Origin of the sequence: Streptomyces sp. NPDC093094 (genome assembly GCF_044754345.1) — a bacterium.
Taxonomy (GTDB): Bacteria; Actinomycetota; Actinomycetes; order Streptomycetales; family Streptomycetaceae; genus Streptomyces.
Genome location: NZ_JBIVOX010000008.1, coordinates 53347 through 66732, shown reverse-complemented (window position 1 = coordinate 66732; position 13386 = coordinate 53347). Strand labels below are relative to the sequence as shown.

At 68.9% G+C, this 13386-nt stretch carries 12 protein-coding genes and 3 pseudogenes; 9 read left to right on the top strand and 6 right to left on the bottom strand.

Features of this window, described 5'->3' with window-relative positions:
- Positions 1–248: 248 nt before the first annotated feature.
- Positions 249–416 carry a hypothetical protein gene (locus ACIQGV_RS18440; RefSeq protein ID WP_402495976.1) on the top strand — a complete coding sequence of 56 codons (168 nt, stop codon included), beginning with the start codon at positions 249–251 and terminating at the stop codon, positions 414–416.
- Between the two features lie 178 nt (positions 417–594).
- Here the strand turns inward: ACIQGV_RS18440 and pntB are convergent, their stop codons facing one another.
- Together pntB and ACIQGV_RS18430 are read right to left on the bottom strand one after the other, a co-directional pair.
- Positions 595–2013, bottom strand: a complete 1419-nt coding sequence (gene pntB / locus ACIQGV_RS18435; RefSeq protein WP_402495973.1) for a Re/Si-specific NAD(P)(+) transhydrogenase subunit beta — start codon at positions 2011–2013, stop codon at positions 595–597.
- 1 nt (position 2014) lies between these two features.
- Positions 2015–3538, bottom strand: coding sequence for a Re/Si-specific NAD(P)(+) transhydrogenase subunit alpha (locus ACIQGV_RS18430; protein ID WP_402495971.1), 1524 nt, complete (start codon positions 3536–3538; stop codon positions 2015–2017).
- 493 nt (positions 3539–4031) lie between these two features.
- On the opposite strand from ACIQGV_RS18430, the gene ACIQGV_RS18425 reads away from it, so the two are divergent.
- On the top strand, positions 4032–4832 hold the full coding sequence (locus tag ACIQGV_RS18425; RefSeq protein ID WP_402495969.1) for a HEAT repeat domain-containing protein: 801 nt from the start codon (positions 4032–4034) through the stop codon (positions 4830–4832).
- Between the two features lie 307 nt (positions 4833–5139).
- The gene (locus tag ACIQGV_RS18420) at positions 5140–5835 is read left to right on the top strand and encodes an alpha/beta hydrolase (protein ID WP_402495966.1); all 696 of its coding nucleotides are present in this window, start codon (positions 5140–5142) and stop codon (positions 5833–5835) included.
- Positions 5836–6085: 250 nt separating this feature from the next.
- Here the strand turns inward: ACIQGV_RS18420 and ACIQGV_RS18415 are convergent, their stop codons facing one another.
- On the bottom strand, positions 6086–7477 hold the full coding sequence (locus ACIQGV_RS18415; protein WP_402495963.1) for a glycoside hydrolase family 76 protein: 1392 nt from the start codon (positions 7475–7477) through the stop codon (positions 6086–6088).
- 135 nt (positions 7478–7612) lie between these two features.
- Here ACIQGV_RS18415 and ACIQGV_RS18410 point away from each other — a divergent pair, with 135 nt between their 5' ends.
- The 5 genes and pseudogenes from ACIQGV_RS18410 to ACIQGV_RS18390 all read left to right on the top strand — a co-directional run.
- On the top strand, positions 7613–8008 hold the full coding sequence (locus tag ACIQGV_RS18410) for a glycoside hydrolase domain-containing protein (RefSeq protein ID WP_402496381.1): 396 nt from the start codon (positions 7613–7615) through the stop codon (positions 8006–8008).
- Between the two features lie 21 nt (positions 8009–8029).
- A pseudogene (locus ACIQGV_RS18405) lies at positions 8030–8637 on the top strand (ricin-type beta-trefoil lectin domain protein); the annotation flags it as partial.
- Positions 8638–9190: 553 nt separating this feature from the next.
- Positions 9191–9457: pseudogene (locus ACIQGV_RS18400) on the top strand (transposase); the annotation flags it as partial.
- A gap of 526 nt (positions 9458–9983) precedes the next feature.
- Positions 9984–10736, top strand: coding sequence for a hypothetical protein (locus tag ACIQGV_RS18395; RefSeq protein ID WP_402495960.1), 753 nt, complete (start codon positions 9984–9986; stop codon positions 10734–10736).
- Positions 10679–10888, top strand: a pseudogene (locus ACIQGV_RS18390) (hypothetical protein); the annotation flags it as partial. The gene ACIQGV_RS18395 and the pseudogene ACIQGV_RS18390, both read left to right, overlap by 58 nt.
- 133 nt (positions 10889–11021) lie before the next feature.
- Here the strand turns inward: ACIQGV_RS18390 and ACIQGV_RS18385 are convergent.
- Positions 11022–11183: a hypothetical protein gene (locus tag ACIQGV_RS18385; RefSeq protein WP_402496399.1), complete on the bottom strand. Its 162-nt coding sequence runs from the start codon at positions 11181–11183 to the stop codon at positions 11022–11024.
- Between the two features lie 125 nt (positions 11184–11308).
- A complete protein-coding gene (locus tag ACIQGV_RS18380; protein WP_402495958.1) occupies positions 11309–11698 on the bottom strand; it encodes a hypothetical protein in 390 nt (129 codons plus the stop codon).
- A 70-nt stretch (positions 11699–11768) separates the two neighbouring features.
- On the opposite strand from ACIQGV_RS18380, the gene ACIQGV_RS18375 reads away from it, so the two are divergent.
- Positions 11769–11975, top strand: a complete 207-nt coding sequence (locus ACIQGV_RS18375) for a hypothetical protein (protein WP_402496398.1) — start codon at positions 11769–11771, stop codon at positions 11973–11975.
- A 157-nt stretch (positions 11976–12132) separates the two neighbouring features.
- Here ACIQGV_RS18375 and ACIQGV_RS18370 read toward each other — a convergent pair whose 3' ends face one another.
- The gene (locus ACIQGV_RS18370) at positions 12133–13179 is read right to left on the bottom strand and encodes a hypothetical protein (RefSeq protein ID WP_402495956.1); all 1047 of its coding nucleotides are present in this window, start codon (positions 13177–13179) and stop codon (positions 12133–12135) included.
- Between the last annotated feature and the right edge of the window lie 207 nt (positions 13180–13386).

Here is a 13386-nt window from a genome sequence, read left to right as displayed (position 1 = left end):
GGCAGTGTGCAGCCCGTCACGCAGTGGGCGCAGCCTTACGGCAGATTCCATGTGTGGAGCAGGCGCACCATGGCCGAGCCGCTCGTGGTCCGTCGACGGGTGAAGCGGGTGCTGCATCTGCTTCGAGGGCGAAGCCGGCTTCACACGACGGCCGCCCCGCGGACGGACCTGGGGCAGGCGGGGCCGCCCCCGGTCGTGACGGTGAGCGGCCGGCGTTCCGGACGCCCGACCTCAATCCCGTCGAAGGCGTGTGGGCGCACGTCGAACGCAGCCTGGCCGACCTCGCCGTCATGGCCCTCGCCCGGCTCGAAGCCCTCGTCCGCAACCGGCTCGAACGCCTCCAGTGCCGGCCCCACGCCCTCGACGGCTTCACAGCCGGTATCGGCCTCACCCTCGACGAAACCACGTCGTCCTGACGAGCCGAAGCCAGTGGCATCGCCGGATGCTGCTTCGACCGCCTCGAAGGCTTCCGCGGAATCGCCACCAGGTATGACTGGACCGCCACCTCCTGCGAGGCGGCGGTCAGTCTCTTCCATCCCGTTCCGGGCAGGATCTGCCTGAAGGCGGACCCCGGCCCCGGGAACCACCGGTACGTCAGAGCGCGCCGACGATGTCCTCGACCCGGGCCTTCGCGTCGCCGAAGAGCATCGAGGTGTTCTCCTTGAAGAACAGCGGGTTCTGGACGCCTGCGTATCCGGAGGCCATCGAGCGCTTGAACACGATCACCTTTCCCGCCTCCCAGACGTTGAGGACCGGCATGCCGGCGAGCGGGCTGCCGGGGTCCTCGGCTCCGGCCGGGTTGACCGTGTCGTTGGCGCCGATCACGAGGACGACGTCGGTCTTGGCGAAGTCCTCGTTGATCTCGTCCATCTCGAGCACGATGTCGTACGGCACCTTGGCCTCGGCCAGCAGGACGTTCATGTGGCCGGGAAGGCGGCCGGCCACCGGGTGGATTCCGAACCGTACGTCGACACCCTTGGCGCGCAGCTTCGACGTGAGCTCCGCGACCGGATACTGGGCCTGCGCGACGGCCATGCCGTAGCCGGGCGTGATGACCACCGACCGGGCCGAGCCCAGGAGCTCGGCGGCGCTCTGGGCGGTGATCTCCGTGTGCTCGCCGTAGTCGACGTCCGATCCCGAGGGCGCCTCGAGGCCGAAGCCGCCGGCGATCACGGAGAGGAACGAGCGGTTCATCGCCTTGCACATGATGTACGAGAGGTAGGCGCCGGAGGAGCCGACCAGCGCTCCGATGATGATCAGCAGGTCGTTGCCGAGCAGGAAGCCGGAGGCGGCCGCGGCCCAGCCGGAGTAGCTGTTGAGCATGGAGACCACGACCGGCATGTCCCCGCCGCCGATGGAGGCGACCAGGTGCCAGCCGAGGGCGAGCGCCAGGGCGGTCACGGTGATCAGGAGCCACATCTCGGGCGCGATCACGAACCACACGGTCAGCGCGACGAACAGGACCAGCACGCCGAGATTCAGGGCGTTCTTGCCCGGCAGCACCAGCGGCTTGGAGTCGATCTTCGCCGAAAGCTTCAGGTACGCCACGATCGAGCCGGTGAACGTCACCGCGCCGATGAACAGGCCGATGAACACCTCGGCGTGGTGAATGCCCAGCGTGCCGAGTGCGTCCAGAGCTCTGGCCTCGTGGCCGTCGGGGTCGTGCTCGACGTTCAGGTAACCGTTCCAGCTGACCAGTACGGCCGCCAGGCCGACGAAGGAGTGCAGCAGCGCGATGAGCTCGGGCATGCCGGTCATCTCGACGCCGCGGGCCCGCTGCAGGCCGATCAGCGCCCCGATGAGCATCGCGACCGCAATCAGACCGAGACCGGCGGCGCTGATGTCGCCGTCCACCGCGAGCACGACCGTCGCGACGAGTGCGACACCCATGCCGAGCATGCCGAACGCGTTGCCGAGCCGCGCCGACTCGTGCTTGGAAAGTCCTGCCAGCGCCAGGATGAACAGCAGCGCGGCAACAAGGTAGGCCGCTTGTGCGGCGAGAGTCGCAGACATGTCAGCTCCGGTTGAACATGGCGAGCATGCGACGCGTCACCGCGAAGCCGCCGAAGATGTTGATACTGGCGAGGAGGATCGCCACGAACGACAGCACGGTGACCGCCGTGTTCGAGTGGCCGATCTGCAGGAGCGCGCCGACGACGATGATCCCGGAGATCGCGTTCGTCACCGACATCAGCGGCGTGTGCAGCGCGTGGTGCACATGGCCGATCACGTAGTAGCCGATCACGATCGCGAGTACGAAGACGGTCACGTGCGGCAGCAGCGCCGCCGGCGCGAACCCGGCGGTGAGGAACAGCGCCAGCGCGCCCAGAGCCACGCCGCCGAACTTCTGCTTCGCCGTCATCGGCGGCTTCTTCGGCGCCGGCTCCGCCGTGGGCGCCGTGGGCGAGGCCGGAGCCGCGGAGACCTGGACCGGGGGAGGAGGCCATGCCGACTCGCCCTTGCGTACGACGGTGATCGAGCGCTGCACCGGGTCGTCCCAGTCAAGGACCAGGCAGCCGTCCTTGTCCGGCGTCATCAGCTTCAGCAGGTTCACCAGGTTCGTGCCGTACAGCTGCGACGCCTGCGCAGGCAGCCTGCCCGCCAGATCCGTGTAGCCGATGATCGTCACGCCGTTCGGGGTGACGACCTTCTCGCCCTTCACGGTGCCCACGACGTTGCCGCCGTTGGCGGCCGCCATGTCGACGACCACCGAACCCGGCTTCATGCTCGCCACCATCTCCGCGGTGACCAGCGTCGGCGCGGGGCGCCCCGGGATCAGCGCGGTGGTGATGACGATGTCGACCTCGCGGCACTGCGCGGCATAGAGCTCGGCCTCGCGCGCCTTGTAGTCGTCGCCCATCTCCTTGGCATAGCCGGTCTTCGAGACCTCGACCTCCGGCGACGCGATCGACAGGTACTCGCCGCCGAGCGAGCGGACCTGGTCGGCCACCTCCGGTCGCGGGTCGGTCGCCCGTACGACCGCACCGAGCGAGCCCGAAGCGCCGATCGCCGCCAGACCGGCGACGCCGGCGCCCGCGACGAGCACCTTCGCCGGCGGAACCTTGCCCGCGGCGGTCACCTGCCCGGTGAAGAACCGCCCGAACTCGTGCGCGGCCTCGATGACGGCCCGGTAGCCGGCGATGTTGGCCATCGACGACAGCACGTCCATCGACTGCGCGCGGCTGATGCGGGGCACGGCGTCCATCGACAGTGCGGTGAAGGGGCGCCGGCCCAGATCCTCGACCATCTCCGGGTCGAAGGCCGGCGCGAACAGGGCGATCACTGTCGCCTCCGGCCGCATCCCGTCCAACTGGGACGGACTTGGGGCATTGACCCCCAGCACCACGTCCGCGGCCGCCGCTTCCCCGACGGTCGCGCCGGCGGCCTCGTAGGCGTCATCGGTGAAACCGGCCGCGACACCCGCGCCCGGGTCGACGACGACCTCGTATCCCAGTTTGCGGATCTGTTCGATCGTGGCCGGGGTGGCCGAAACGCGACTCTCACCCGCCCGCGCTTCTTTGAGGACTCCGACAATCACGAAAGTTCTCCGTTCGCTGGTCTGGCCGTCAACGGCTTGAAGAAGACCTCGACTCTGAAGTGAGTTCTCGTCCCGGGTCAGAATCGATCTGCAGGCACCTCGATCGGAAGCATGTCAGCCGTGATCAATGCCACACCGCCGGTCGCGACCTTCGTGAACGAGTGGAAATCCGGCACCGGACAGCGCAAAGGGTGCTGCGAGAGCCGTTCGAGGCCGGCCGTCCCGCCGTGCGATCCAGTGCTCCCGCACGGCGGGACAGCGTCACGCGGAGTGCGCTTGCATCTCCGGCCCGATGCTTCCACGAGCGGATGACGGGCAGGCGCCGAACCATTCGCACACACCTCGCAGCTCGCTGTCGAAGTCGTCCTGCAGCTGTGGGCCCTCGTCCAGCCGTGGGCCCTCGGTCTTCTGCGCAGAACTCAACTGCATTGCGCTGGAGTTTTTTGCGTAACCCGGCGAGAACGGCGCAGATCAGTCACCTAAAGTCCATGTCATGGCGATGTTTGTGCACTTGACCTCAGCGGCGAATGCGTCGCGCGTCCGGCGATCCGGCATCCGGGCGGCCAGCCACGGGCAGGGCGGTGCGCGCGGGGTCTACTGCTTCCCGGTGCTGCCGTCGCACACCCTCACCCATCAATGGGTGCGCGAGCTGGCCCGTTTCGGCAGTCGGGGCGGGCTTGTCGCAGTCCATGTGCGGCTCGACGACGCCCAGGACGTGCTGGTCGGCCGCTATACCGACCGGGCGAGGGAAGCCCAGGTCACCGTTTCCGCGTCAGAGGCGGTGCGGCGGATCACGGCACTGCAGGACCCGCGTGGGTGGGAGGTGTTCGTCCCTCGGGCGATCCGCCCGCGTGAAGTGCACCGGGTCCGCACTGCGCCGCAGGTGGCGGGCTGGCGGTATCTGCCGGACGCCCACGGTGTGCGCCCCTGCACCTGTTTCGGATGCCGGGTGCGCGGCGGGTACGGGGCACGGCGCCTGCGCGAGCGGCTGCCGCATCCGCTGGATGGTCCGCCGCCGCCCGTCAGGGTGCTGCTCGCCCGCGTCGCAGCGGACGATCCCGGGGACCCGGCCGCGCTGCGGGAGGCACTGCACTGGTTCGGTATGCGCCGGCGCGGCCCGCTCGCGCAGCTGAGCCGTCTCGCCGCGCACCCCGACCCGGGGGTGCGGGAGGATCTGGTGTGGGCGGTCGCCCGCTGGTCGACCCCAGGAGTCACCGAACTGCTGGACGGCCTCGCCGACGACCCCCACCCGGACGTCCGGGAGGCGGTGGAGGCAGCCCGCGACCCGCAATGACCACCGTCCCCTGGGACCGATCGTCCAGAGGGGATCGGGCTGCGCGGTGGGTTGCCGGACCGAGTGGACGGGTGTACCTGGCATGCCCGGGATGACGGAATCTTCCGGGCCGGGGATGGTTGTGGTGCGGTTGACCTGCTGGTTCCAGCTCTGCGGGGACGGGCCGGTGGTCTGCGGCGAGCCGGCGGCGCCAGGAGCGGATGCGGGATCCGAATCCGTGCAGCCGAGGTGAATCCTTTCGGTGCCTTGGTGCCTCTTGTCCGTGAAGGAAGCCTCCGAAGGCATACACCCGAGCAGAGGAGAAGCAGTGGACAAGGCGCCCTGCAGCCGCAGAAGTGCGATCGTGCTGGTCCACGGAGCCTGGTTCCAGCCCGCGGTCTGGACACCGGTCGCGGAGCGGCTTCGCGAGGACGGTTTCGACGTTGCGGTCCCTCGACTGCACCGCGGATCACTGGCCAAGGACTCCGCAGCGGTGTTGGACGCCGTCGAGCGTGTGGGCGGTCGCGCCGTGATGTGCGGACACTCCTATGGCGGGGCGGTCATCACCAACCTGCCCGACGGGGCGGCCTCGCACCTCGTCTACCTGGCCGCCGTCATGCCCACCGACGAGGAGACTCCCTTGGGAATGCTCGAAGAGCAACCCACTGCCCTGACGGAAGCCATCCGGCCCACCGACGAGCCCGGGGTCACGCGACTCGATCCGCGGGGCGCGGCGCGTGCTCTCTTCGGGATGTGCAGTCCCGATCAGGCCGCAGTTCATGCTGCCGGCCTCGTACCGCAGGAGATGAGCGCGGGCGACCAGTCGCCCGAGCGTGTGGCGTGGCGACGGGTGCCAAGCACATATGTGGTGTGCGACGTGGACAACGCCGTCTCCCCCGAGGTCCAACGCCGCCTGGCGAAGCGAGCGACCCATACCCTGACCTGGCACAGCGACCACACGCCGTTCCTGCGGGAGCCCGACGTGGTCGCCGCACTCGTGGCGGGGCTGGCAGCGGGTAGGTAGGCGACGTGGCGACGCCACGCGTCCTGCGGGAGCCGACGCCCGATTCGGGTCCCGTTCCGAGGAGCATCCTTCCCCGTCGTGGCCGACGAGGAACTCTGCAGCACACAGGTGTCTTGGCGCAGGACGGCGAAGGAGGCAGACGCACGGTGAAGTTCGTGGTGACGCGGCCGCCCCCGATCCCGTTGCGAACACCGACTCCGGGACGGCCCCCTGAGGAGTCGACAGCCTGGTGATTCCGGTCCTGCACTGCTCAGTTCGTGGCGGCGTTGAGAAGGTCGAGCACGCTCTGCTGGCAGCCGTGGCCGGTGGTTCCGCTGCCGCCGCTCCAGTGCGGGCCGTACTGGTCGAGCGCGTTCCGGTCGCGGGTGTAGGCGCTGTCGGCCCAGCGGGTGAGGGCGGGGCTGTAGGGGTGGTCGGACAGCCGGCGGTTGAGGATGCCGAGGCCGCGTACGTAGGCGCCTTTGAAGCTCGGGCCGTCTCCCGCACAGGTGTCGCTCTCGCCCGGTTCGCGCAGGACGCCGCCGGTCTGGAGCCGGACGGTGGAAGCGTCGGCCAGGCCGCGTGCGGTGGTCAGGAGGCCGGCGTCGCCGGTGGCTCTGTGGAACTCGGTCAGCGCGCCCAGGATGACGCCCTGGTTGTACGTCCACGTGGGCTGGCCGTTGTTGGCACAGGCAGCGGTGAGACCGTCGTTGATCATGCGGTCGCCGTTGATCATCCCGCTCTGCCGGAACCAGTTCCATTCGCTCCTCGCCCGCTCCAGGTAGACGGTGTCACCGGGAAGGCGGTTGTGCAGGGCCGAGGTGAGCTGGAGGAAGAGCTCGTTGGTGATCGCGTTCTTGTAGTTGCCGTTCGTGCTCCACCGGACCCCGCCGCCGCAGGTGTTGTTCCAGTTGGCGTGCATGTGGTCCGCGTCGGCCCGCGCGGTGTCGAGGTACCGGCGGTCGCCGGTCAGGTCGTACGCGGCGATCCAGGCCAGACCCCACCACCCGGTGTCGTCGAGGTACTCGTTGCGGAACTGCCCCCCTTGCGCGTTGATGTTCTTGTCGTAGATCTCGGCGATCGCGTACGTGTAGCTGCCCATGCCGCTGATCCGGATGTTGTCGATGACCGCCGTCAGGGCATTGGCGGCGGTCCACCAGCCGTTGCCGCCGAAGAGCTTGCTGCTCCGGTCGAACGACATCATCAGCGCGGTGGCCGCCGCGGTGCTCCGGCTGCCCGCGTTCCAGGTGGTACGCGCCCAGGGCGTGCACGCGATGGAGCCTCCGGCCGGCTGCCCGCAGGCCCGGAGGGCTCCGACTCCCCGGGTGTTCCAGTCGTCGACGTTGAACATCTGGGTGCGCCGGCCCGTACGTCCGGAAGGTACCGCCGTGTCGCCCAGACGGCTGCCCGACTCCCAGGTCCGGCCACCGTCCATGGACCGGTCCAGCCAAACACGGTCACCGGCCGCGCCGTTGTCGATGGACGCCCACCCCATCGCGTCGGCATCGTCGAAGTGCAGCGCGATCGACCGTGAGGCGACCGTGGCGGTGACCGGGACACGGTCCTGGGGGCTGAGCGCCGGATCCCGCGCGTCGCAGTACCTGTTGCACACGACCGTCGGGGCAGCGACCGCCGGTGGTCCACCGACCACGAGGGTGGACAACGTTGTCAGAGTAGCGAGAAGGGCGGCTGACGTGGATCTCTTTGGCTTCACGGAAGAGGCTCCTGACGTCTGATCACGATGGGGGGAGGTGCCCTGGGACTGGGGGAGAGCGCTCTCCGAACGTAACGGCGCGACATAGTCACGTCAACGCATCGGACCGCATCGAACGACCTGCTGGGAAAGGTCGCGATCACGGGAGGGACCGCGGACCAGCAGGAGGTGTTCTGCACCGCGCTGTATCACGCACTGCTGCATCCCAACCTGCTCAGCGACAGCGACGGAAAGTACTGGGGCTTCGACGGGAAAGTCCACACCGTCCAGGGCACCACGTCCAGCCCCATCCGGATGGGGCTGGACCTTCAGACCAAGCACGGGTACCTGCCGGCGGACGGCACGTACCCACGCGACTTCTACGGTTCGGTGGCGACTCTGCTGGAGTACAGCGCTCAGGACTTCGCGACCGCCGCGTTCGCCGGCGCCCTGGGCGACACGGCCACACGGGACCAGTTCGCCAACCGGGCACAGGACTGACGCAACGTCTTCAACCCCGCCATGGGAAGCCCTCTGTTCACCAATGTCACCGTGACCCTCGGCAACGGCGGCAAGATGGTGGTCGACGCCCCGAAGGCCGCGACCGACGCGCCCTGCATCCAGAGTGCCACCCTCAACGGATCGAACTGGAACAACGCCTGTCTCCCCCCGTCATCCGTGACCAACGGCGGCGTCCTGAAGGTCGACCTGGGCACCAGTGCGAACACCGGCTGGGCCACCGCTCCGTCCTCCGCGCCCCCGTCCTACGGCGGCAACGGCGGCCCCGAGCCACCGGGCCCTGTGCCGGTGCCCACCGGGCCGGTGAGGTCCGGCATCGCAGGGAAGTGCCTGGACATCGACCATGGTTCCGCGGCCGACGGGACGAAGATCCAGCTGTGGTCGTGCAACGACTCCGCCGCTCAGCAGTTCGCCCTGACGCCCGAGGGCACCCTGCGGGGCCTCGGCAAGTGTGTGGACATCGCAGGCGGCGGCACCGGGAACCACAGCCCGGTTGCACTGTGGAGCTGCAACGGGGCTCCAAACAGAAGTGGACCTACAACACCTCCACCAAGGCACTGGTGAACCCGCGGTCCGGTCGATGCCTGGACGTCCCGGAATCCAGTGACCGCGACGGCACCCAGCTCCAGACATTCGACTGCAACACCACTGCGGCCCAACAGTGGACGCTGCCTTCCTGAGCCCCACGGCCTCGCCGGTGCTGAACCGGCGAGGCCGTGAACACCTCGGATCGGCCCGGCCGACAAGATCCGCCCCGGCCCCCGGTGATGCTGCTGACCGGAGGTCAGCCCCCGGCCCGTCACAGCCGCCCTCGACCGCCGCGATCGTCCCCGAACTCGCCATCGGCCTGGCGCTGCTGCTGTACGGCGCCTTGTGACACCGGCGGTCGCCCCGCCCGCCACACCGGACCGCCCGGACCGGCAACGCATCCCCGTTCACGGCAGCCTGTCTGGCGTGAACCGCTGGAGTTCGACGCCGGTACCGTACGGCAACGGGCCATTGCGGGCGCCCACCCGCCCGAGCAGGAGCCCTGCACCCAGCCCCGCGGCACCCGTAAACGTGAAGTTCCTCCCTGTGGACCGGAGAGCCTGATGCCGGGACGGAAGGTCCCGGAGAAAGCAGTTCCAGGCAGCGAGCAAGAAGAGCAATACGAGCAAGCGATACACGGCCGAGTTCAAGCGCGACGCGGTCGCGCCGGTCTGCTCGTCGGGGAAGACGGTCACCGAGGCCGCCCGGGAGAGCGGGGTGAGCCCTGAAGGGCTGCGCAACTGGGTCAGCCAGGACAAGGCCGACCGGAGCCAGGGGCCCCGGCGCACCGACCGGCGACGAGAAGGAAGAGCTGCGCCGTTTGCGGCGGGAGAACCGGGAACAGCGCTCGCGACGGTCATCGACCTGGCCACCCGTGAGGTGATCGGGTACGCAATGACCTAGCACCACCGCGCAGAGCTTGCGGTCGATGCGCTGAAGATGGCTGCCGGTGGAGGTGCTCCGAGGGGTGCTGTACTGCGCACTCGGACCGCGGCTCGGAGCGCCCCTCACGCGAATACCGCGGTCCCATAAGAGAGTTGGGGCTGCGGCGGAGCATGGGCAGAACGGGATCCTGTCACGATAACGCGGCCGCCGAAAGTTTTTTCGGACTGATGAAAGCGGAGATCGGCACAACCGTCCGGGAATCCCACGAGGCGGTCCGCGCTGACGACTTCCGCTTCATCGAGGTCGAGTGCAACCGCACCCGCCTGCGCAAGCACCCCTTTGCGGGTACGTCGCCCCGATGGAGACCAGGGCTCTGACGACGCAGGATGGCGACTGGCCTGACAGGACCGACTACGCCGACCGCGTGGAGTACGACCGTACACCTGCCCAGAGGAGGAATCCGTGAATGAGTGTGTGGTGCACTTCGGCCTGGTGGAGAAAACCATCACACACGGCATCAGCGCTCATCAGGAGGCCAGTTTCCATGCTTCGATTGCTGCGGAATTCGATTCCCGGCGCTGGGTTCGCAAAATCCGTCACTCTTTCCGCGAGCGCCTTGTGCATGACCGGCACGTTCAGCGGCTTGGCGCACGCTGACATCCCCGGCGCCAACGGCGTCTACACAGGGTGCTACAGCCGCCTCTCCGGCAGTCTCCGCGTCATCGACTACGAGGCCGGGCAGCGATGCCTGCGGGTCGGCGAAAGCATGGTCACCTGGAGCCGGACAGGGCCCGTTGGGCCGACCGGGGCGACCGGAGCCACCGGGGCCACGGGAGAGACCGGAGAGACCGGGGCCACCGGCGCCACCGGCGCGACGGGAGAGACCGGGGCCACCGGCGCCACCGGCGCGACGGGAGAGACCGGGGCCACCGGCGCCACCGGAGCCACCGGGGCGACCGGAGCCACCGGGGCGACCGGGCCGACCGGCCCCGCGGCGCCCCAGCCGATCTTCGGGCAGTTCCTCGCGACGCAGATCGTGCGCGACGCGACGCTTACATGTACGAGCACGAGCGTGACCGCGACCACTGCAACGTGCGGAGGCCCGAAGATCAACGGACTCGACATCAGGCTCGCGGGAATCGAAGCCCAAGCCATCTGTGCTGCCGTCACCGGGCAGGGCTTCAACACAGCGAGCGGGATGGGCACCGCGAGCCCGGTCGTCATCTGGACCGGCACTGCATGGACGCTCAGTTCAGCCAGCGCCGTCCCGATGCAGAACATCAACTGCGACCGTTGAGCAGTGGCACTGGTGGGCGGTCCACTGCCCACCAGTGCCGACGTCCGCTGGTGCGGTTCGGACTGCTCCAGGCACGCTGCTGCGTCTTCGCCGCGTTCCTGCTCGCGGGCATGGCCGGTTCCCGGCTGCTGCCCGAGCTGCCGGTGGCACGCCACGACCTGGTGCTGCTCTACGGCGTGCTGCTCACTCTCGTCGCCCGCAGGGCGGGCCTCGATGATCCGTGTCCTTTCCTCCGAACTCCGCGTCCTTCGAGCGGGTCCAGGACCGGGTGCGGCGCCGGCGCACTCACTCGGCCGACAGGATCCGCCGGACCTGGCTGCGGCCGACGTCGATGCCCATTCTCCGCGCCCGCGGCACCAGATCACGCGGCGCTTCACGCGCCCGCGCCAGCCGCTGCACCAGCTGCTTCTCGTTCTCGTCACGGCCCGGACGTGCTCGTAACACCACGATCCCGCACCCGCCCCCGAGCACCCGAATCACTCCGCCACCAGCACATGTACCCGGCTGAAGAGGAATCCAGCACTAGATGATCAATTCCAAGGGGTGCCTGCGGAGGGTGTGGGGGTGGGCGGTCAGGCGTCGGGGTCGACTTCGGGGTGCGTGAACCGCACGGGCTTGCCCAGCGACCGGGCGTAGGCGATTTCGGTGCGGGTGCTGTCTCCGATGTGGTCGCCGACTATGAGCACCTCATCGGCGAGCCGGATCTTCGCCCGGTGCAGATCGCCGAGCCGAACCTTCAGCGCCTCGGCCTCGACAGGATCGGACCAGAGTTCGTGCGGCGACTTCATGTCGCAACCCGGCTTGACGACAATCCTTCCGGCTCTGGTCTCCCGCAGATCGGCCGCGGACATCTCGGCCATGAAACGGGTGGAGCCGCAGATCACGACGATACGCGGGAGGCTCAGCTGCTTCTTCGCGTCGGCGAGCTTCTCCTCGGGGGTGAGCGGTTGCGGGTATGACACCGGGTCCTCCTGGTGGTGTGGTCCAAGGGGTGCCTGCGGAGACGAGAACGAGGGTGTCCAGGACCGTCTTGTGGCGAACGACGTGAACACCCTCGCGGCAGCACTTTATGCGACGGCCGACGACACGCTGAAGGAACATCCCGACCTGGCAGGCTGGGCCGAATACGGCTACCGCGCCAGCCGCAGCCGCTTCTTCCGGGGCCTGCGCCTGCACCTGGTCTGTACCCTCTCGACAGGCTCCACGGTCTCCGACTCCACCGCGGTATCAGTCACTTGACGTCTCTCCCGTGACCGTCGGATCCGCCGTTGGATTTGCACTCCCGCATCAGGCATGTCGTTTGGATCGTCTGGTGGTTGGCCAAGGCTGCTGACCGGAGAGTCGATCGCGGTACCGACAGTGGTGTATGCGTCGGCGCAGAGGATCTCCGCAGGGCTCACGGGAGCAGTTCGATGTGCGGATGGTCCGGGGATGCCGGGCAGACGTGGAGTTGGAGGTCGTAGCCGCCGATGATGTCGATCAAGGTGAAGTTGCCGTCCTGGGCGCCCGGGGGAGGCGGGGCCGGGTTCGTCGGTTCCTCCTCGGCGATCCAGGTCTCGCTGCCGCCGTCCCATTCCCAGGAGGCGATGGTGAGGAGCGGGGTCTGCTCGGTGCCGCACCCGGGGCAGGGGCGGGGTCTGGGGTCGGTGCGGGGCCAGCTGCTCCAGCCGCCGGTCTTCCAGCCGGGGGCGGTGGAGAGGCTGTTCAGGTAGAGCTCGCCCGGGTCGTCCGCGTAACTGCTGTACAGCGCGGGGTCGATCGTCTCCCAGCGGCTCATGTCGTCCAGCTGGTCCCGGAGTTCCTTGTCCAGCTCCCTGGGGTGGGGGAACTCGGTGACCTGCTCCGGTGAGAACAGGCACGGCTCCGGGAGGTAGCTCACGGACTGGACGATCGGCGGCTCGGGCGGTGTGCCGAGGACGTCGGTGACGGTGGCGGAGGAGCGCCAGAACAGTGCGGTCCTGGGGTGGGCCATCTCGTGGTCGAAGGGGCACCACAGGACCTGGAGGAGGTCCGCGTCGGGCGGGCACGGGAAGGGGATGTCGCGGGCGTGGAGCTGGGCCACAGGAATCATGGCGATCGGGCCGTCGAACCACGGGCGGCCCTCGCGGAACCGTTGCGCGGCCTCCAGTTCCTCGGGTGTGACCGTGGGTGCCTGGGGGTCGAGGCGCAGCCGCTCGGCCGCTGCCACCTGCCTGCGGCGAAAGAGCCTGATGTCGTCCGGGGAGTGCACCACTCTCGTCACACGGCTGTCGTGCGGCTCGTGGCAGTACGGCCACGGCTCGTCGGCGGGCCACAGGAGCGGCCCGCCGACGGAACTGTCGTGCACGGTCGGCGACCCGGGCCGCGGGTGCAGCCGGGTCGCCGTGCGTGCCAGCGGGGCCAGTTGGGGGAAGAGCGCGGTGACGTCGAACGGCCGCGGAGGGGTGGTGAAGATGGCGTTCATGGTGGTGATGCTGCCAGCGGCGTCTGACAACGGGCGTACCGAGCAACGGATGCGGCCGGTGCTCAGGGTCTGGTGGAGGGGCCGACGTGCAGGGCGTTCAGGCGGCGCCGGTACTCCTCCTCGTCGATTGATCTCGTGGCCGTACCAGAACATCGCCACTCACCTGCCTCGGCGGATACCCGTGCCGGACACCCAGGGCTGACGGAC